The organism is Clostridium zeae, assembly GCF_017312485.1.
Taxonomy (GTDB): Bacteria; Bacillota; Clostridia; order Clostridiales; family Clostridiaceae; genus Clostridium_AR; species Clostridium_AR zeae.
Genome location: NZ_BMBA01000009.1, coordinates 128548 through 148571 on the forward strand (window position 1 = coordinate 128548; position 20024 = coordinate 148571).

The 20024-nt window shown below is 30.1% G+C and carries 16 protein-coding genes; 9 read left to right on the forward strand and 7 right to left on the reverse strand.

From position 1 onward, the window contains the following. Positions 1-81: 81 nt before the first annotated feature. Positions 82-531, forward strand: a complete 450-nt coding sequence (locus J3477_RS23325; protein ID WP_206872643.1) for a cytochrome b5-like heme/steroid binding domain-containing protein — start codon at positions 82-84, stop codon at positions 529-531. Between the two features lie 104 nt (positions 532-635). Here the strand turns inward: J3477_RS23325 and J3477_RS23330 are convergent, their stop codons facing one another. Then, positions 636-1334: a metallophosphoesterase family protein gene (locus tag J3477_RS23330; RefSeq protein ID WP_206872644.1), complete on the reverse strand. Its 699-nt coding sequence runs from the start codon at positions 1332-1334 to the stop codon at positions 636-638. A 367-nt stretch (positions 1335-1701) separates the two neighbouring features. Between J3477_RS23330 and J3477_RS23335 the strand changes: the two genes are divergently transcribed. Beyond that, entirely contained in the window at positions 1702-2778 is a 1077-nt protein-coding gene (locus tag J3477_RS23335; RefSeq protein ID WP_206872645.1) for a M24 family metallopeptidase, read from the forward strand. A gap of 75 nt (positions 2779-2853) precedes the next feature. Beyond that, positions 2854-3036, forward strand: a complete 183-nt coding sequence (locus J3477_RS23340) for a hypothetical protein (RefSeq protein WP_206872646.1) — start codon at positions 2854-2856, stop codon at positions 3034-3036. Positions 3037-3183: 147 nt separating this feature from the next. Here the strand turns inward: J3477_RS23340 and J3477_RS23345 are convergent, their stop codons facing one another. Together J3477_RS23345 and J3477_RS23350 are read right to left on the reverse strand one after the other, a co-directional pair. After that, positions 3184-4002, reverse strand: coding sequence for a purine-nucleoside phosphorylase (locus J3477_RS23345; protein WP_206872647.1), 819 nt, complete (start codon positions 4000-4002; stop codon positions 3184-3186). A gap of 40 nt (positions 4003-4042) precedes the next feature. Continuing rightward, complete coding sequence (locus J3477_RS23350) at positions 4043-5212, reverse strand: phosphopentomutase (protein WP_206872648.1); 1170 nt, start codon at positions 5210-5212, stop codon at positions 4043-4045. A 574-nt stretch (positions 5213-5786) separates the two neighbouring features. Between J3477_RS23350 and J3477_RS23355 the strand changes: the two genes are divergently transcribed. Further along, positions 5787-6443: a hypothetical protein gene (locus J3477_RS23355; protein ID WP_206872649.1), complete on the forward strand. Its 657-nt coding sequence runs from the start codon at positions 5787-5789 to the stop codon at positions 6441-6443. 46 nt (positions 6444-6489) lie between these two features. Here J3477_RS23355 and J3477_RS23360 read toward each other — a convergent pair whose 3' ends face one another. Next, entirely contained in the window at positions 6490-8646 is a 2157-nt protein-coding gene (locus tag J3477_RS23360) for an SPFH domain-containing protein (RefSeq protein ID WP_206872650.1), read from the reverse strand. A gap of 453 nt (positions 8647-9099) precedes the next feature. Between J3477_RS23360 and J3477_RS23365 the strand changes: the two genes are divergently transcribed. Continuing rightward, complete coding sequence (locus tag J3477_RS23365; RefSeq protein WP_206872651.1) at positions 9100-9714, forward strand: NUDIX hydrolase; 615 nt, start codon at positions 9100-9102, stop codon at positions 9712-9714. 95 nt (positions 9715-9809) lie between these two features. On the opposite strand, the gene J3477_RS23370 is transcribed toward J3477_RS23365, so the two are convergent. Together J3477_RS23370 and J3477_RS23375 are read right to left on the reverse strand one after the other, a co-directional pair. Then, on the reverse strand, positions 9810-11561 hold the full coding sequence (locus J3477_RS23370; RefSeq protein ID WP_503826903.1) for an ABC transporter ATP-binding protein: 1752 nt from the start codon (positions 11559-11561) through the stop codon (positions 9810-9812). Between the two features lie 35 nt (positions 11562-11596). Further along, positions 11597-13333 (reverse strand): ABC transporter ATP-binding protein, encoded by a 1737-nt coding sequence (locus J3477_RS23375; protein WP_206872653.1) that lies wholly within the window; start codon positions 13331-13333, stop codon positions 11597-11599. A gap of 664 nt (positions 13334-13997) precedes the next feature. Here J3477_RS23375 and J3477_RS23380 point away from each other — a divergent pair. The 3 genes from J3477_RS23380 to J3477_RS23390 all read left to right on the forward strand — a co-directional run bounded on the left by J3477_RS23380 (position 13998) and on the right by J3477_RS23390 (position 17035). Beyond that, positions 13998-14564, forward strand: coding sequence for a YdcF family protein (locus J3477_RS23380; protein ID WP_206872654.1), 567 nt, complete (start codon positions 13998-14000; stop codon positions 14562-14564). Between the two features lie 30 nt (positions 14565-14594). Then, complete coding sequence (locus tag J3477_RS23385) at positions 14595-15548, forward strand: hypothetical protein (protein WP_206872655.1); 954 nt, start codon at positions 14595-14597, stop codon at positions 15546-15548. A 194-nt stretch (positions 15549-15742) separates the two neighbouring features. Then, positions 15743-17035 carry an alpha-amylase family glycosyl hydrolase gene (locus tag J3477_RS23390; protein ID WP_206872656.1) on the forward strand — a complete coding sequence of 431 codons (1293 nt, stop codon included), beginning with the start codon at positions 15743-15745 and terminating at the stop codon, positions 17033-17035. Between the two features lie 280 nt (positions 17036-17315). Here the strand turns inward: J3477_RS23390 and murC are convergent, their stop codons facing one another. Further along, positions 17316-18692 carry a UDP-N-acetylmuramate--L-alanine ligase gene (murC, locus tag J3477_RS23395; protein ID WP_206872657.1) on the reverse strand — a complete coding sequence of 459 codons (1377 nt, stop codon included), beginning with the start codon at positions 18690-18692 and terminating at the stop codon, positions 17316-17318. Positions 18693-19324: 632 nt separating this feature from the next. On the opposite strand from murC, the gene J3477_RS23400 reads away from it, so the two are divergent. Next, on the forward strand, positions 19325-19891 hold the full coding sequence (locus J3477_RS23400) for a hypothetical protein (protein WP_206872658.1): 567 nt from the start codon (positions 19325-19327) through the stop codon (positions 19889-19891). Positions 19892-20024: the final 133 nt, after the last annotated feature.

Sequence of the window (20024 nt, forward strand, 5' to 3'; positions counted from 1 at the left end):
TTATTTTACACTAATAGTTTAATAAATGCAATTATTCACTCATAAAATATACAGATATATTGATATTTAAGAGGAAAGCTTATGACTAGTTCAAGCGAAGAGCTATTATTACAAAAGTATAATAAGATAAATTTTTATAAAAAGATGATTTTATTAAGTACAAGAGAAAATAGTTTAGGGCTTATAAAGGATATCGAAAGGTTAACAGTACAAATTGAAGGTATATTAGATTATTATAAGGAAAAAAGCGCAGAAAAACAAGTAGAAAAAGATACTGTAGAAACAGTTTTTTCTTTTAGAACTAGAGAGTTTACAATGAAGGAATTATCCGAATATAATGGCGTAGGCGATAATCAGGCTTATATAGCTGTTAATGGAACAGTTTATGATATTACAGGAGAGAGGGTATTAAATCAGGTATTAGCTGCTGGTTTTAGACCAGGAACTGACCTTTCAGGACCATTTAATTCAGGAAAACTCAGCAAACAGCTACTGAATAATATAAGAATTGTTGGTGTTCTAAGAGATTAAGTTAAGTGATCATGATATACATTATATATCATGATCATATTAATTCTTTGCGTAAGCTCATTGAAGCATCGGATGGATAACTACTTAATTTCGACACAGACCCATTATTCGTAACCAGTTTCGTAAGAATGAATTAAGGTTGAAGGAAACTTCTTCATCTCCATGTCTTTCATTATTCTTTTATATTCATAGCTCACTTTTCTTATTTCTGCGCGAGTGCTTCTACCTTTAGATATATCTATTATTGCGTAAGTTGAATCTGGGGAACCGTTTTTAGGTTTACCTACACTACCACCATTTATTATCATTTTATTTTTCAATTGCTTTACCATAGGCATATGTGTGTGCGCGCATACTAATATATCCTCATCTATTTCGTCTACTATAGTATCTAAATCAGGATTATTTTCATATAAGTACTCATCTATTTTATTTGGGCTTCCATGAACGAAAAGTATTTTTCTATTATCAATTTTTAAAGATATACTGTCTGGTAAGTTTTCAAGATAGTATTTATTTGAAGCTCTTAATTCTTCTACAGTCCAAGGCAGAGAAAAAGAATTTATATTCGTGTCTCTTATATATGTGAAGCCATTATCTACAACAGATGTATCATAGTTTCCTTTTATACATAAAAATCCTCTTCTTTTTACCATAGCTATAACTTCATTTGGCTGAGGCCCATAACCAACCAAGTCTCCTAAGCAAATCACTGTGTCTACATTTTGAGTATCTATATCTTCAATAACTCTAATCAGAGCATAAAGGTTACTGTGTATATCTGATATAACTGCAATTCTCATTTAGTTTCCTCCTAATTAAAAAACATAAGTATGATTCCATTAAATACATTATACCACTTAATGTATATTCACATCTTCATTTGAACAATATTAATAAAGTATTAAAGATTGTTACTATATAAAATTAATTACTGATTTATAACAAAATGCCTTTTGTGAATATATAAGTACATAATACATGAAGATAAATATTATGTAACATAACATACATATAGTGGATGATCCAAGGTAATGGATTATCTAGTTCTTTTTGTATATAATTAATATGTAGCTTTAACAAAAAAGAAATACTCAATTGACTGTGTAAATAAAAATAGTCAAAAAATATACAAATAAGTATTTTATAATTATACAAGGAGAGAGCAGAATGAAAGAAAATAGATTAAATAAAATATTAGAAGATATGAGTAAAGAGAATCTACATCAAATGATCATAACCTCACCAGCAGCGGTATTTTATCTTACTGGCAAATGGATAGAATCAGGTGAAAGACTATTAGCTTTATATATAAATACAAGAGGAGATAGAAAGCTTGTAATCAATGAGCTTTTTCCTATACATGAAAACTTAGGGCTAGATTTGGTTTGGTATAATGACACACAAGATCCGATTTCAGCGCTTTGCAATATTATAGATAAAACATGCTCAATAGGAATTGACAAGAACTGGCAGGCACATTTCTTAATTAGACTTATGGAAAAGGATGCAGCAGCAGGTTTTGTAAATGGATCACCTATTATAGATAAAGCGAGAACAATTAAAGACGCGGAAGAGATTGAGCTTATGAGAAAAGCATCTGCTATAAATGATAGAGTCATGGGCAAAGTCGTAAACAGATTTTCAAAGGATAAGAGTGAAAAAGCTATTAGTAGCATATTAAGTGAACTATATGAAGAAGAAAAAACTCAAGGATTTTCTTTTACACCTATAGTAGCATATGGTGCTAATGGAGCAGATCCTCATCATGAAACTGATGCATCTATGGTAAAGCTAGGAGATAGTATAATAATAGATACAGGTTGTAGAAACGAATTTTACTGTTCAGACATGACTAGAACTTTCTTCTGTGGAGAGCCTTCTGAAGAAGCAAGAAAAGTTTATGAAATTGTTCTTGAAGCTAACTTGGCTGGCATAAGAAAGGTTAAACCAGGCGCTAGATTTTGTGATATAGATAAGGCTGCTAGAGATGTGATAGAAGGATATGGGTATGGGAAGTATTTTACTCACAGGACAGGACATTCAATAGGTATTGAAGTTCATGATTTTGGTGACGTAAGCTCTGTTAATAAAGAGGAAGTGAAGCCAGGTATGATATTCTCAATTGAGCCAGGAATTTATCTTCATAATAATGTTGGTGTTAGAATTGAGGATTTAGTATTAGTAACAGAAGATGGATGTGAAGTACTTAATGGTTATCCAAAAGATTTAATTGTCATAAAGTAGGCTAAAATAAAAATCACTCCACTATGTTTAAGATTTACATTAAATGTAAAAAATATAGATGGAGGTGTTAGTTAGATGGACGAGAAGACTTTACTAAACAATATAACTAATATTAGAGAAAAATTAGAAAAACTAATTAAAGCTAGCGAAAAAGATCTTGTATCTCAAGATATAATAGAAGTTGGCAATGAATTTAACGAAGCACTAAATATATACAATAGATTTATAAGTAGAACACCTAATGAACAAAAAGGTTGATGGCATTAATTGTAGCCATCAACCTTTTTTACTGCTATTCAGTAAAAAATTAAAATTTATTCGCCTGCCAAGTTTTCCTCATATGCATTCGGAAAGGCAGATGCGCAAAAAAACTTGCTGAAGAAGGTCACTTCAGCAAGTTTTGTATTATAGATTTTTTATTATGTTTGTCATAAGTGATATGAAGTTATCTCTTACTAGGGCAGAAGTTTCCATTACCTCTACATGGCTTAATGGTTGTTTTAATATTCCTGCAGCCATATTTGTAAGACAAGAAATACCTAGAACCTTTATTTTGCTGTGATTTGCTATTATAACTTCAGGAACGGTGGACATACCTACAGCATCACCACCTAAGATTCTTGCCATTTTTATCTCGGCAGGGGTTTCATAAGTTGGGCCACTAAACATAGCGTATACGCCTTCTTTTATATCTATATTTAATGAATTTGCAACTTCTTTTGCTTTATTAATAAGTTCACCGTTATAAGCTTCAGACATATCTGGAAAACGAGTTCCAAAAGAATCAAGATTTTTACCTATTAAAGGATTAGTTCCTGAAAGATTTATATGATCATTTATAATCATAAGATCACCAGGTTTAAAGTTTGTATTTACAGCACCTGCCGCATTAGTTACAATGATTGTGTCTATACCTAAAAGTTTCATAACTCTTACAGGAAAAGTCACTTGCTCCATGGCATAGCCTTCATAATAATGGAATCTACCTTGCATAGCAACCACTTGCTTTCCTTGAAACATGCCTATTACTAATCGACCAGCATGACCTTCTACAGTTGATACTGGAAAGTTTGGTAGTTCATTATAGTTATAATATTCAGCATCCTCTATCATATCAGCAATACTGCCCAAGCCAGATCCTAAAATTAATCCTATTTGCGGCTTGTATTTGCTTTTAGATAAAATAAATTCAGCCGAATCTTGTATTTTCTTAGTTAAATCCATAATTTCACCTCAAGTAATATTATTTAATTATTATTAATTGTTATTTTATATCATTTAAGAAGCTCACACCATTTTTTGTTTCACCAGCATCAAATATATCAGCTATTGTTTGGCCCATATCAAAGAATCCAATTCTTGTGCCAAGATTAAATCCTTTCTTCAATTGAGCACCATAAGCTAAGAAAGGTACATACTCTCTAGTATGATCTGTTCCTCTAAATGTAGGATCGCATCCATGATCTGCAGTTATGAATAATACATCAGTATCTTTCATAGAGGATATTATTTCTGGAAGTCTAGCATCAAACTCCTCTAAGCCTTTTCCGTAACTCTTTGCATCTCTTCTGTGGCCCCACTTCATATCAAAATCAACAAGATTTGTAAATATAAGACCATCTTTATCTTCTTTTATATACTCAAGAGTTTTATCAACTCCATCCATATTATCCTTAGTGTGAACAGCTTCTGTTATTCCTCTACCGGAAAAGATATCTTCAATTTTACCTACAGCCATTACATTTAAGCCTTTTTTAGCTAATAAATCTAATAAGGTATCATGAGGAGGAAGTAAAGCATAATCTCTTCTATTAGGTGTTCTTGTAAAACTACCAGGGTTTCCTAAGAATGGCCTCGCAATAACTCTAGCTACAGATTCTTCACCAGTAAGCATTTCTCTAGCAAATTCACAATATTTATATAAATCCTCTAAAGGAACTATATCTTCATGAGCGGCTATTTGAAATACGCTGTCAGCGGAAGTATAAACTATTAGAGCACCTGTTTTCATATGCTCTTCACCAAGTTCATCAAGTATTTCTGTTCCAGAAGCAGACTTATTGCCTATAACCTTTCTTCCAGTGAATTCTTCAAATTTGTCTATTACAGACTTAGGAAAACCATCAGGATAAGTAGGGAAAGCAATTTCTGATTTAACTCCAACCATCTCCCAGTGTCCAGTAACAGTATCTTTTCCGTTGGATGCTTCATGAATTTTGCCATAACAACCTGTTGGAGAAACTACTTCGTTTAAGCTAGTAATTCCAGCAATATTACCTAAACCGATATTCTCCATATTAGGTATAATTAATCCATTGTTAAATTCAGCTACATGGCCAAGTGTGTTAGAGCCTACATCACCGTATTTCGCAGCATCAGGAAGTTCACCTATGCCAACACTATCAAGTACAATCCAGATAACTCTTTTTATCATAGTAAAACACCTCGCAAAATAATATATTATATATTGTGTCCATTAGTTAATTAATTAAAAGCAAACAATATGAAAGCGCTTACTTAAATGTCTAAATCGAAAATAAATCATAAGAAATATAAATGTCTATTTACATAAAGACATCTTAGAAATAATAAAGCTGTTGTTTTTACAATAAAAGTTGAAAATACTTATTTAATAACTAATTATATATATTATAATTTATAAAGATAAATATATAAATATATAATTATAAATATTATTTATTCTTTATATATTATTTTCATATAAAATTACTTGTTTTAAAATTCATTTAAAAAAAATAGCGGATAAATTATAAAATAGCTTAAAGAAATGTTGTATATAATTGACAAAAATGTATAATGTATATTGTGCGTATTTAATGGTATATAATTTCGACTGAGAATATTTCTTAGAATTCATATATATTTAGAAGTACAATTGAAAAGATTGATTTTGTTATGTGATTGTACATTTAGATTGATAGTATAAAAACTACTATAACCAAAGATATGAACTATTATTATAGTTTGATTTTAAGGGGGTAAATAATTTGAAGTTATTTTCACTTAGTGAAGGATTAAGCTCAGAAATTTTAAAGGTAGTCAAAAATGTTGAACGTGAAGTATATCAAGTTAGATTTAAAGGATATGTAGTTTTAATGGATTTTGCTCAAAAGATAGTACTTGTATTTGATTTAATAGATAAGGATATAAACTTTAGAACTGATCTAGGGATAATTGAAGATAGGATTAGAGAAATTACAGGAACTACTTTTTGGGTACGAATGACAGATGAAATATACGAAAGTTCCGGACTAATAACAGGAACTTTTTCACAGAATGTAGTTAAAATTAATAACTACATAGATGATAGGATTTTAAAAAGTAAAGCTAATGCTTACAGTAAATATATTATGTCGGATTTGATGATGATAAGAAAGCACTTAAATCTAAAAGATACGCAGTCTGTGTGGGAAGTTGCTCCCTCTAAAAGAGAAGATATAGATGCAATTATATCAATTGTTGAACATAAAAATGAAAAAAAGTTCAGAACAGTAAGAGAAGAAATTGTTAAGTTAGAAGATAATAGATACATAATTTTGCATTTTGATGATGAAACTAGATTTAAATCAATGAATAAATTATATATACTAGCTGAAGAAAATAAAAGTTCAGTTGTATATGAAGCAATAAAATATACTACGTAATTTAAAAGATAGACAAACTACTAAAGGTAGTTTGTCTATCTTAATGTTATTTAGTATTTTTTATATCTGAAGGAGAAACATTATTTAGTATTTCTTTTTTTAAGATTTCAGCTTCCTCAGATAATTCAGTAACATTTGAAGCTTGAGAGGTTAACTTATCACTTAATAATAACATAACTAGATTTTCAAATGCATTATGCAGACCGTTTTCTCCGTCATTTGATCCAGAAGTTATAAGTGTTTTTGGTACTATATCAATCTTAGAGGTTTTAATAGCGTCAGCAAAGTTATTCATTATTTCTTGAACTACTTTGTATTGAGCACCACCAAAAGCATTTACTTGTTCTTTTGCGGCTATAGCTTTAGAGATACCAACTCTAGCTTCTCTATCAGCATCTGCTTGACCAACTGTTTTAATCTTAAATGCTTCAGCGTCACCTGTTTGTCTAAGTCTAAATGATTCTGCATCAGCTTGTTGTTTAACTTGATAAGCATTAGCTTCAGCTTGTTGCTTTAATCTATAAGCTTCAGCTTCAGCTTGTTGTTTAACTTTGTAGGCATCAGCTTCTGAAAGTCTTTGTATCTTTTCTGCATCCTGTCTTGATTTCATAAGATCAGCTTTACCTTGATTTTCTTGAATCTTGATGTTGATATCTGATTCAGTAAGTGAGGTTTGTTGCTTAGCTACTGCTTCAGCTTCTTTTAGTTCTTTTTCCTTCTCAGCAGCTGCCTGTTGAGTTGAATAGGTTTCAAGTTGTTCCTTAGCTATTTGTCTTGAACGAAGCTGAGTTAAAATTTGTTCTATATTTGTATCATTCTTTGAGCTTGTAGGAGTACCTATAAGAACCTCTTCTAGTTCTAGGTTATAATGAGAGAATTTTGTCTTCATTTCTACAGAAGATTGATTCTGTATTTCATTTCTTTGTTGGATTAACTCAATTAATGTTTTGGTTTGTCCTATGTTTTTGAAATATGCGGATACCATAGGATCTAGTGTTTGATCAACAAGCATCTTTATATCGCCAAACCTCTGAATTACCATAGGAGCTTTTTTATAATCTATATGGAAAACTACAGATAAAGGTAATGATGGTTCAAAAGCATCTTTTGTAATTAAGCTAACTTCTTTAAGATTTTCATCATATCTATGATTACCATTTTGATTGCTTATCCATTTTAAGATTACGTTAGTAGTAGGAACTTTTATAATGCTTCCTGCATAAGTGTTGAAGGCATATTTACCTGGCATAAGGCCTTCACTCCAAACACCTCTAAAGCCTTTTTGTACTAGTTCGCCATGTTTGTAATCATCTCCAGATGAGTCAGTTCCCTTCATACCAGTGTATGAAACAACTACACCTACATAACCTACAGGTATAACTGTTTTAGGTATATATTCTATTGTGGCAAATAATCTGTTTATTAAGTAAGTACCATCTGCAAGGACTTGATATTGTCTACCTCTGTAACCGCCAGCAGCTAAGAATTTTTCAGGGTCTTGGAAATTATTATGATAATTTGGATCAGCAGGTTCATCTCCAACAGTAGGACAAATTATATTGTCTTTTCCTAGAGAAGGACCATCATGTATAGTAACTATACCAACTAGATCACTTTCACCTTGAATAACTACAGGATCAAAACCATTTCTTGCACTAATTTTTTGTGCCATCTCCATAATAGTTTTTTGCTCAGTATCATTTCCCATTGGAAGGTAATAAGTCTTGGTTTCTGTTATTATTATAAATTGTGCTAAGTTAAAGGCGTAAGTACCTTCACGGATTATACCTCTTTGAGGACCTTTTTGTCCGCCATTTGTTATAAAGCCTCTAACATCTTGGAAGTTGTTACCCTCATGGATTATTGTTCCAAGAGTTTGAGTTGGTTCTAGTGGTTTACCATCTCTAGCAAATACATAAGCTATTTTTCCTTGAGGGATAGTTACTAGTGGAACTGTATGGATTTTATAAACTAGAGGACTTAAAAAGTGAATACCACCTCTTAAAACAACTGGTTGAAATCCTGCTTCACCGTTTAAGGCTATAATTTGTTCCTTAAGTGAACCTTTTGAGGACCACCATTTTTCTATGATAGCTACTTTGGAGTTAGGAATAATCCTAAAACCGGACAACCAAACTAAGAAAAAGAAAGCTACAATTCCGACTCCTATTTTTATTAATAATAATATTGTTTCGTGGTTCATACAAACCTCTCCCCTTAATAATTTTATTATTGTTAAACTTTAATAATAAGATAGTGTATTAATATTTATCTTTTCTTAAAGTCTTAACTCATGCTGTAATTATATTATATGGTATTAAATAACGCAAAAAGTGTTTTGGATAACAATTAAATGTTTCTTAGGGTTTATAATGTATTGGATAATACTATCTCATTAAATCTATTTTTTTCTAATTATACCTTTAATTTTCATGTGTGTGTAGTGAAAGTATATAAGATGTATAGAATTAATGCTAAAATAACATAGAATTAATATTAAATTAAGTTTCACCATAAGAAATCTAAATTAAATAACTAAATTATTGCAGATAGTATTAGTTACTATAAGTTAATTGAAATAAAAATTTTTTTCATATAGAATTATACATATGTAATTTTAAATAAATGACCAAATTTATTAAATGAAGGTGATAACATGAAAAATTTAAGACCTAAGATTAATAATATAGAAACATTAGCTGAGACTAAATATCTTAGTTTATATGATGCAAAATATACAAATAAAAAAGGTAATACTAGAAGTTGGACTATCGCATCTAGAAAAAATCTTGAAACTTTAAAATTACAGATACAAAAAGAAAAAGAAGAGAAAGTTGATGCAGTAATATTAATAGCTATGCATAAAGACAGCAAGAAACTTGTTATGATAAGACAGTTTAGAGTTCCAATTAATGATTATGTTTATGAACTTCCAGCTGGGCTTATAGATGGTGATGAGGAAATAAATAATGCGGTAAAAAGAGAGCTTCATGAAGAGACTGGGCTTAATTTAACTGATATTGTAAATAAGGAAGATATAAAATCTTTGTATGTTTCAGTAGGAATGACTGATGAATCCATAGCTTTAGTCTATTGTTACTGTGATGGAGAAGTGTGCAGTGACTATTTGGAGGACGATGAGGATATCGAAGTTCATATGATTGATCAATTTGAAGCTAAAGAAATACTTAAAGCAAATCACAAAATGGATATAAAAGTATATATGGTGCTTAAGGCTTTTTCAATGCTAGGCGAGGATATAATGAAATAGAGAGAAGTAGTGCTATAAATATATGATTATAATGAATGTAAAGGTGGTGAGGATAATTAATCCTCACCACCTTTAATATAAATCTAAATAGGTTTTTATGCTCCTTCATTTAAGAACTTATATTGTGCATTATAAAGGTTGTAATAAATACCTTTAAGGGCTAAAAGTTCATCGTGAGTTCCACATTCTTTTATATTTCCATCTCCAACTACCATAATCTTATCACAATCTCTTATTGTAGATAATCTATGAGCTATAACGAAAGAAGTTCTTCCAAATAAAAGTTTTTCTATACCCTTTTGAACTAATTTTTCAGTATGAGTATCTATATTTGAAGTAGCTTCATCTAATATTAATATTCTTGGATTAGCTAGTAGCGCTCTTGCAAAGGAAATAAGCTGCCTTTGTCCTAAGGAAAGTCTAGATCCTCTTTCATTGACTTCTGTATCATAACCTTTTTCCATATTAATTATGAAGGCATGAGCATTTACTGCCTTAGCAGCAGCAATTACTTCATCATCAGTTGCATCAAGTTTACCATATCTTATATTCTCTTTAATAGTAGTGGAGAAGAGGAAAGTATCTTGAAGCATTATACCCATCTGGGTTCTATAGGATTCTAATTCTACATTTTTTATATTTTTTCCATCAACTAGTACTTCACCAGAAGTAGGATCATAAAATCTGCTGAGTAAAGATACTATAGTAGTTTTTCCTGCACCTGTTGCACCAACTAATGCTACAGTCTCTCCAGGGTTAACTTTAAAATTTACGTTATTTAATACCACTGAGCCTTCATCATAAGCAAAGGTCACATCTTTAAATTCAACTGAACCTTTTATCTTAGGCATCTTTATAGAGTCTATAGCACTTACAATGTCTGGCTCAATCTCCATGATATCGAATATTCTATCAGCGGCGGAGAAGTTTGTGATTAATGTATTATAGAAGGTTGAAAGGTTCATGATAGGTCTCCAAAACATACCTATATACATTGAAAATGCTACCAAAGTACCTATAGTAACATCATTAGATCTTACTAATAAGTAACCAGCATAGAACACAATTACAATACCAACACCCCATGAAAGTTCAACTAATGGCCAAAAGAAGTCATTAAATTTAACAGCAGCAACGAAAGAGTTTACTAGTTCGTTTACTAGGTCTTTAAACTTAGAAAGTGTATCTCCTTCCTTTGCGAAAGCTTGAACTACCTTAATTCCTGAAAAATCTTCATGGTTATATGCATTCAAGTTTGAACGTTTCTTTCTATATACTTCCCATCTTTTTCTAGATTGAATTTCTATGAAGAACATAGCTACTGCTAGAAAAGGTAGTATAGCAATAGCGGCTAATGCTAACTTAAAGTTTAGGAAAAGCATCATTATTGAAACGCATACCAAGCTCATTAATTCTGGTATAAGAGTTTGTATACTTTGATTAAACAGATTTTGAAGAGCATTTACATCTCCCATAACTCTAGCTAATATTTTTCCTACTGGTCTGTTATCAAAAAACGAAAATGATAACTTTTGAATATGAGTGTAAAGTTCATGTCGTATATTTACTAATATATTATTTGTTATCGAGGACATCATAACAATTCTTATTTTAGAAGCGACCATAGATAAAACATTTAATGTTAATAGGAGGGCACCAATGTACATCAAACCTTTTATATTACTGTCTCCGATATAACTATCAATCGCTATCTTTAGTAGATAAGGGTTTATTATTCCACAAATCATAACAAATAATAGAAGTATAATAACTATTGTTGCCTTAAGTTTATAAGGGCTTAAATATTTTAAAAGTCTTATAGTAAGTTCAGTTTTACTTCTTTGCATTCCTTCTTCATCACGACTTACTGTGTTTTTAGCCATTATACCACCTCGCTTTCAACTAAATCGAAATCTTTAAATTGTTCACAATAAATATCATAGTATTTACCCTTCTTAGATAGAAGGTCAGCGTGATTTCCTACTTCTTTAATTTCACCGTTTTCAACAAACAGTATCATATCAGCATTTTTAACTGCAGATATTCTATGAGCAATTATAAAAGTAGTACTTTTTTCTTCTTTATCATTAAGGTTTTTAAGGAGTTCATACTCTGTCTCCATGTCTAAAGCAGATGTAGAATCGTCAAGAATAAGAATCGGAGCCTTTCTTAAAAGCGCTCTAGCAATTGAGATTCTTTGCTTTTGACCACCAGAAAGACCAATACCTCTTTCACCTATTTCAGTATCGAAGCCTTCTTCAAAAGAAGATATAAAGTCATAGCAACAAGCAGTTTTACAGGTTTCTATAATTTCTTCCATTGAAGCGTTCTTATTTCCGAATTTTACATTATTCTCAATAGTATCAGAAAATAAGAAGGTATCTTGTGGTACTACAGACATATTGCTCCTAAGCTTTTTCAAATCAATATCTTTTACATTGATCCCATCAACTAGAACTTCACCGGAGGCTACATCATAATATCTACCAACCAATTGGAGTATAGATGATTTACCAGCACCAGTAGTACCCATTATGGCTACTGTACTTCCAGCAGGGATGTCTAAATTTACATTTTTAAGAACTAATTCTTCATTATATTTGAAGCTAACATTATTAAATGTTATAGCTCCTTTTATTTCTTCAGGTGATATCGCATCTTCTTTACTTGCAATATCAGGTTTTCTATCTAATATTTCAAAGATTTTCTTTGCAGATGCCTGGTTTTGAGCAAGCATATTAGTTAACCATCCAAGGTTTCTCATCGGCCAGATAAGGGAATTTAAGTAACCACTGAATGCTACTAAAGTTCCTATTGTTATCTCACCTTTTATAACAAAAACACCACCAAGGATAATCATTATTATTAATGAGATGTTTGTTAAAAATTCCATAGGAGGAAAATACTTTCCTACAATCTTTGCTTGATTCATATTTAAATCATAATAAGTTCTATTCATTTTTAAGAATTTAAGAATCTCATGTTTTTCTCTAGTAAAAGCTTTAACTAGTCGTACCCCAGCTATATTTTCCTGAGCTGTTGTATTGATCTCTGCTGTTTGGTCGCTTATGTTGCTGTATACTGATCCAAACTCTTTTTCTAATTTTATAGCCATATATCCTATAGGAACCATTATCACTATACATGCAAGAGCAAGCTTCCAACTTAGTGCTAGTAATATAACGGTACCGATAATAAAATATATAATGTTTTCTACGAAAAGTCTTAAACCAAATCCAATGGTCTGCCAGATGTTTTCTACATCCTCACCGATTCTAGACATCAGTTCTCCGGTGTTCATATTATCGAAATATTTAAACTCCATAGTTTGAATATGCTCGAATAATTCATTCTTAATATCTCTGTGCACTTTTGCTGCAATAAAGTCAAAGAGAAATTCTTTAACATATCCCAGAAGAGCCTTACATAGAGTAATTGCTAGGATTCCTCCAAGTGCTGGATATAAAAGTGAATATTGTTTATCTGTAATTACTTTATCAACTATTATCTTTTGAAGATAAGGCGTAATGTTGTCTACAGCTATAATTATAATCATAGATATAATGCCTATAAGTAATATAGCCTTGTGTTTAAATAAATAATTTAAGATTCTTCTCAAATCTATTCCCCCCTTTTTGTTTGTACATGGTGCCCATTTATGCAAAAAAAGGTCATGGATATCCCACAACCTTTTTTGCGTAAAAACACAATATAAAAAGTCATGAGCAATAGCCCATGACCTAAATACATACAAAGTTAAGAATTGTCAATAATTACTCGACAATAAAACTCGCAGAGATAGGGCTATTGTTAATAGTTATTAAGTTATTTGATTTTCTAAATTTGCCATTCATAAAACTAAATCTTGCTATTAACATGGTCCTACCTCCTTTTCGTTAAAATTTATTTAATGAAATTACTTTAATAACATTATATACAGATTACTCAGAAAGTGTCAAAGGTTTTTTCCAATATTTTTAAATTTATAAGAATATCCAAAAATTTCTATAATTAGATATTAAAATTTTAGAAGTTAAATAAATATTTTTAATTTTTTAAAATACGTAACCTAAAAATAACTATTATACTTCTTACTTCGTATATAATTTTAAATACGTAAGTAAATACGTACCAGTTCAATTTAAAAATATAAATTTAATTATTAAGTGGTACATCTATAGATTGTAAATTAGAGAAGGATTGGTTTGATTATAGAGAGTGCAGTTAATTCTATGCACAAATATTGAAGATTATTACTATTAATAAAGAGAGGAGTATTAATAATGAAAAAGAGGATTAAGATGTTTCTTTCTATAATTTTAATAATTTTTATAGCAGCAGAAATATTTATATTTTGGATTCCCCTTTTTACACGTCCTGATAAGAGTGATGCCATAGTAGTATTAGGTTGCAGCATGAGAGGTGACACACCAAGTGCTTTCTTAACCGCTAGAACAGAAGAAGCAGCAGAACTTTTTAAACATGGTTATGGTAAATATATAATAGTTTCTGGGGGAAAGGGACAGGGAGAAAGCATTTCTGAGGCAGAAGGAATGAAAAGGATTTTATTAAGTAAAGGAATAGATGAAAACAAAATAATCATGGAAGATAATTCAACTAACACTGCTGAAAATATAAAATTCACATCCAAAATAATGAAAGCTCAAAATCTTAATAGTGCAGTTGTGGTTTCCAATGAGTTTCACCTTAGGAGAGCTCAAATCTTATGTAAGAGAAATAAAGTTTCAGCTACGTATAAAGGAGTATTTGTTAAAGCATATGCTATCACTGAAATATATGGTGCTGTTAGAGAAATTCCAGGTATAATTAAAGATCTAATAGTAAAATAAATTATTATAAAAAGTAATGGAGAGGTAAGGATGTATTGGGAATTAAATGAGAAGATAAGAAAGGCTAAAGAGGAAATTAAGGAAAAAGAGCATATTGAGAGGAAGCTTAAGTCCGCTGAAAACCTATTTTCGGAATATGAAAGTGAACTGAAACATATTAAAGAAAGACTTCATAAAGAAGAAATGGATATAAAAAAGTTTGAAGGTATAACCTTATCGAATTTCTTAGCTTTACTGTTTCATAACAAAGAAGAAAAATTAGATAAGGAGAGACAGGAATATATTAAAGCTAAGATAGAATTTGATCAGTGTGAACAGAAAATGAAAGCTGCACTTGATGATGTAAATTTACTAAGAATAAAGTTTAATAGTGTGCGTGACGCAGATATTAAATATAAAAGATTAATTGAAGAAAAGGAATCGGATATAAAAAAGTTTGGAAGTACGGATACAAAAGAAAGACTGAATAGTATGGAGAATGATAGACTAATCATTTCTATGGATATAAAGGAATTAAAAGAAGCGATTTTTGCAGGTGAAAGATTACTTGGAGCTATTGATAGTGCAAGTGAGAGTATATCTAGTGCAATGAATTGGGGAAAAGCTGATATATTTATGGATAGTATGGTCGTATCCATGGCAAAACATCGAAGGATTGATGATGCACAGGTTAAGCTTAATAACATACCGTATCTCGTAGATAAGTTTAAAAAAGAGTTGTCGGATGTATCTATAGTTTCAAATGAAATCTCACAAACTATTACTTTTTCTTCTTTTACTAAAGCTTTTGATATATTCTTTGATAATATATTTACTGATATAGCAGTACAGTCAAAGATTGAAGATAGCTATTATAAACTTAAAAATCTAAATTCTGAAGTAAAACGTTGCACAAATAGACTTCAATATAGAATAGAGCTAGAGCAAGATCGTCTGATTGAACTAGATCATAAAATAAATAAGTTTATTGAAGAAGAGTTGTAAAAATTCATTTTTTTAGTAATTTAGATCAGGAACAAAGTTTAATGTGCCTGATCTTTTTGCTGTATGTTTAAGTAGTTAAGATAACTGGTTATTAAATAAATGTAAACGATATTGATATATTATAGAAAGTGAAGTAAAGTAGTTATATAGTTTAATATTTTGTTATACTACAGTAATATTTTGAGGAGGTAAATATGGCTAAAGATACAAAAAAGAATTTAAGGAATAAGATTATCTATTCTGTATTTGTAAGGAACCATGGTGAAAATGGAACTTTTAAAGATGTAGAAGATGATCTCGAAAGGATAAAAGAATTAGGTACAGATATAGTTTGGTTCATGCCTATACATCCTATAGGAGAAAAAAATAGAAAAGGATCTTTAGGTTCACCTTATGCTATAAAGGACTACAGAGGTGTGAATCCAGAGTATGGAACATTAGAAGATTTTAAACGATTGATAGATAAGATTCACTCTTTAGATATGTTATGTATGATAGATGTAGTTTATAATCATACTTCACCTGATTCATGGCTAGTGGACAATCATCCAGAGTATTTCTACAAGAAACCGGATGGAAAAATGGGCAACAAGGTTGGAGATTGGACGGACATAGTAGATCTAGATTATAACAATAAGGATTTATGGAATTATCAGATAGAAACTTTAAGATATTGGGCATCGATAGGGGTAGATGGATTTAGATGTGACGTAGCTCCATTAGTTCCATTGGACTTTTGGTTGGCTTCAAGGCAAGCGGTTGCACAAGTAAATCCGGATCACATTTGGCTTTCTGAAACCGTACACCCTCACTTTTTACTTGAGATGAGAAAAAATGGATTTGTAGGGCTTTCAGATAGTGAAATATATCAAGCTTTTGATATAACTTATGATTATGATGTGAATGTAGAATATACAGGATATTTTAGTAAGAAAAATAATTTAAGTGACTATATAAATAAGGTTAAGATACAGGAGGGAATATATCCTGATAACTTTGTGAAGCTTAGATTTTTAGAAAATCATGATCAGCCTAGAGCAAAAAAATTAATACCTGATGAAGAAACATTGAAGCTTTGGACAGGTTTCCTTTATTTTCAAAAAGGAGCAACCTTAATTTATGCAGGTGAAGAAGCACTAGATGATAAATGCCCTAGCCTTTTTGATATGGACAAAATTCAATGGAATAATATAAATGATGAGTATATCAACCTGATGAAAAAGTTAGCTGGTCTAAAGAGAAGGCAAATAGTAGCAGAAGGATTTTATACACTTGATTTCTTAGAGGACAGTGTTGTATATGGATCTTATGAAAATGAACATTCAAGATTAGTAGGTATTTTCAATTTAGAAAAGAAAAAAGGCAATATAGAAGTACCTTTGAGGGATGGGGTTTATAGTAATATTATTGATAATAGTTCTGTATTAATAGTGGATGGAAAACATGAACTTGTAAATAAGCCTATCATCTTAGAAATTGAACTTTAGGATATTAAAGAAAGATTAATATGTATTAAATGAAATGATTATAAAGATTGATTGGTACCATTTCAATATGAAAAGTATTTTAAAATTCCTCTAGGCTATGAGAGAATAGTTTAAAAATATAAATTTTATAATGAAGTGGTACATCCATAGATAAAATATTTCTTATTGAAATTAATCCAAATAAAGATTCGTAAAACCAACGAAATCTTTATTTGGATTTTAAGAATTGAAGTAGTATATATCTATAATATTTGTAAATAGTGGCTATAATTGAGATTATCTATGAGTTTAAAAATAATTCTCCAACCTTAACAACATCTCCTGCACCAACAGTGATTAAAATATCTCCGTTAGAAACTTTATTTTTTACGTAATTAACAGCTTCTTCATGAGAGTGTACATTCACGCAGGATATTCCTTTAGATCTTATAGCATCACCTAATTCATCTGAGCTTACTAAGCCGGTATTTTTTTCTCTAGCAGCGTAGATATCCATAAGTATCAGTTCGTCTGCATCATTGAATGCTTCTGTAAATTCGTTGAATAAACTCTTAGTCCTTGTATAAGTATGTGGTTGGAAGACACAACAAACTGATTTATGAGGTATATTCTTTGCTGTGCTCAAGGTTGCTTTAATTTCTACTGGGTGATGAGCATAATCATCAATTACTGTAACACCTGATTTTTTTCCTTTAAGTTCAAATCGCTTATGAGCATTTCTGAAGGCATATAGCCCGTCTATTATGTCTTTAGACTTCAATTCGAATATAAGTCCAATACATATTGAACAAAGAGCATTTAAAATATTATGCTTTCCAGGTACATTTAAAGTAACAGAGAATAGGTTAGAATCATTTCTGAATACGTCAAAGGTAGCACAACCATTTTCATCAAATGATATATTTTTAGCAGTTACATCACCACTGTCTAGTCCGTAGCTTAAAATATTACATTTTGCATTGTTGATTACTGACATTACTCTAGTATCATCTGCATAACCCACTAAATATCCATCATTAGGAATTATTGATGCAAATTTCTGGAATGTTTCTTGGATATGATTAATATCTCTATAATAATCAAGATGATCTGCATCGATGTTTAAGATAATACCAACAAATGGTGAAAATTTCAAAAATGATTCTTTATATTCACAAGCTTCTGTTACGAAATATTCGCTATTTCCTATCTTAAAGTTACCATCTATAATATCTAAATCTCCTCCAACCAATATGGTCGGATCTAAATCTGCTTCTAATGTTATATGAGAAATCATAGAGGTACATGTAGTTTTACCATGAGTACCAGCTACAGCAACACCATACTTATGACCTAACATTATCTTACCTAGAAACTCAGCCCTATCCATCAATGATATATTTGATCTTTTAGCCTCTAATATTTCTGGGTTATCTGAAGGGATTGCAGCTGTATATACTACCAAGTCTACATTGTTAAGATTATCACTATTATGTCCTATGTAAATCTCTGCACCTTCATTTTTAAGTCTATTTGTTATTTCGGATTCTTTAGCATCTGAACCTGATACTTTATATCCTTCTCTTAATAGAATAGCGGCAAGACCACTCATACTTATCCCACCGATTCCTATAAAATGAACTTTTTTATTTTTATCTTTTATAAAATTAAATGACAAGATATCAACTCCTTTATAAGTTACCATCTATAATTATATACATTTTTTTAAAATTGCACACGTATGAAAACATAATTCATAATTATTTTATGAAAAAAGGGTAAATATGTTACTGTTATTTAAAAAAATCAAATTGTTGTTATTACCGAAATAATAATGTATCATTTATTATAATAGACAATCTTATCAGTGATCTAAATATTTAGGAGCATCTTTCTTAATTTTGAATTTTCAAAGGTCTCTACTTGGAAATTTGAATTTTATATTAATTAAATTAATCTGAGTAAAGTGCTATAGATATCTAATTTAAGCTATTAAGTTAAGTGTGCTAAAAGACATATGGTTATGATTTTTCAATGTACATAACTTAGGTTCACATAAATGGACCCCATACATAAAGTAAACTGTAGTTTATATTATATTTTATTATGAAGGGGCGCATTTCTAAAAATTAAAAAATAATTAATATATATAACATAAATTCTAAAGAATTAATATTTATAATTATATGTATTATTATAATTTATAGTAGATACACGTAAATTCAATGTTATTAATTTTTAGAATTGAAAGATTAAAGCCTAGAAAGGTTTAGAGAATAAAACCTAAATAAAGGAGATCACACATAAATTATGGAAGATAGATATATATATTTGGTCTTTTCAAAGACAGGGACATGGCTTTCTAAGATTATATACCTAATAACAAAAAATAAGTATGCTCACTCCTCGGTGAGTATTGATGATACCTTTACTAAGATGTATTCTTTTGGGAGGACAAGTCCTAGAAATCCGTTTTCTGGTGGGTTTGTTCAAGAAAACTTATATGAAGGTGTATATAGTATATTTAAAGATAGTGAATGTATAATTTACAGAATAAAAGTTTCAGATGAACAATATGATCAAATTATATCAGAAATCAATAAGTTTATAATTTCTAAGAGTGAACTTAAATATAATTTTATAGGGTTATTTGGTGTTTGGTTTAATAGACCGATAAAGAGGAAAAATCATTATTTTTGTACTCAATTTGTTTCTCAAGTGTTGTCAAATAGCAATATATATAAATTTGATAAAAAATCTGAACTTATTAAAAGTGATGATATAATAAAAATTCCAAATAAAGAGTTAATTTATAAAGGTTATGTTTATAAATATTCTAGGAAGCACAATGTTATAGAGGAATTGCTAGAAGCATAGTATATCAAAAGAACCATTGCAAAATGAACAAAATTAGTTCGTTTTGTAATGGTTCTTTTTTACTGCATAAGAAATAAGAAAGTGCGGTATATAGTTTTTGAGTGAAAATTATATTTCAAAAAAAATTTAATCA

Bases quoted from the DNA above. Each gene is read 5' to 3' on its own strand.
- J3477_RS23325 (WP_206872643.1), top strand. From the start codon at position 82: ATGACTAGTTCAAGCGAAGAGCTATTATTACAAAAGTATAATAAGATA.
- J3477_RS23340 (WP_206872646.1), top strand. From the start codon at position 2,854: ATGGACGAGAAGACTTTACTAAACAATATAACTAATATTAGAGAAAAA.
- J3477_RS23390 (WP_206872656.1), top strand. From the start codon at position 15,743: ATGGCTAAAGATACAAAAAAGAATTTAAGGAATAAGATTATCTATTCT.
- J3477_RS23365 (WP_206872651.1), top strand. From the start codon at position 9,100: ATGAAAAATTTAAGACCTAAGATTAATAATATAGAAACATTAGCTGAG.
- J3477_RS23360 (WP_206872650.1), bottom strand. From the start codon at position 8,646: ATGAACCACGAAACAATATTATTATTAATAAAAATAGGAGTCGGAATT.
- J3477_RS23350 (WP_206872648.1), bottom strand. From the start codon at position 5,212: ATGATAAAAAGAGTTATCTGGATTGTACTTGATAGTGTTGGCATAGGT.
- J3477_RS23400 (WP_206872658.1), top strand. From the start codon at position 19,325: ATGGAAGATAGATATATATATTTGGTCTTTTCAAAGACAGGGACATGG.
- J3477_RS23330 (WP_206872644.1), bottom strand. From the start codon at position 1,334: ATGAGAATTGCAGTTATATCAGATATACACAGTAACCTTTATGCTCTG.
- J3477_RS23345 (WP_206872647.1), bottom strand. From the start codon at position 4,002: ATGGATTTAACTAAGAAAATACAAGATTCGGCTGAATTTATTTTATCT.
- J3477_RS23335 (WP_206872645.1), top strand. From the start codon at position 1,702: ATGAAAGAAAATAGATTAAATAAAATATTAGAAGATATGAGTAAAGAG.
- J3477_RS23380 (WP_206872654.1), top strand. From the start codon at position 13,998: ATGAAAAAGAGGATTAAGATGTTTCTTTCTATAATTTTAATAATTTTT.
- J3477_RS23370 (WP_503826903.1), bottom strand. From the start codon at position 11,561: ATGCAAAGAAGTAAAACTGAACTTACTATAAGACTTTTAAAATATTTA.
- J3477_RS23385 (WP_206872655.1), top strand. From the start codon at position 14,595: ATGTATTGGGAATTAAATGAGAAGATAAGAAAGGCTAAAGAGGAAATT.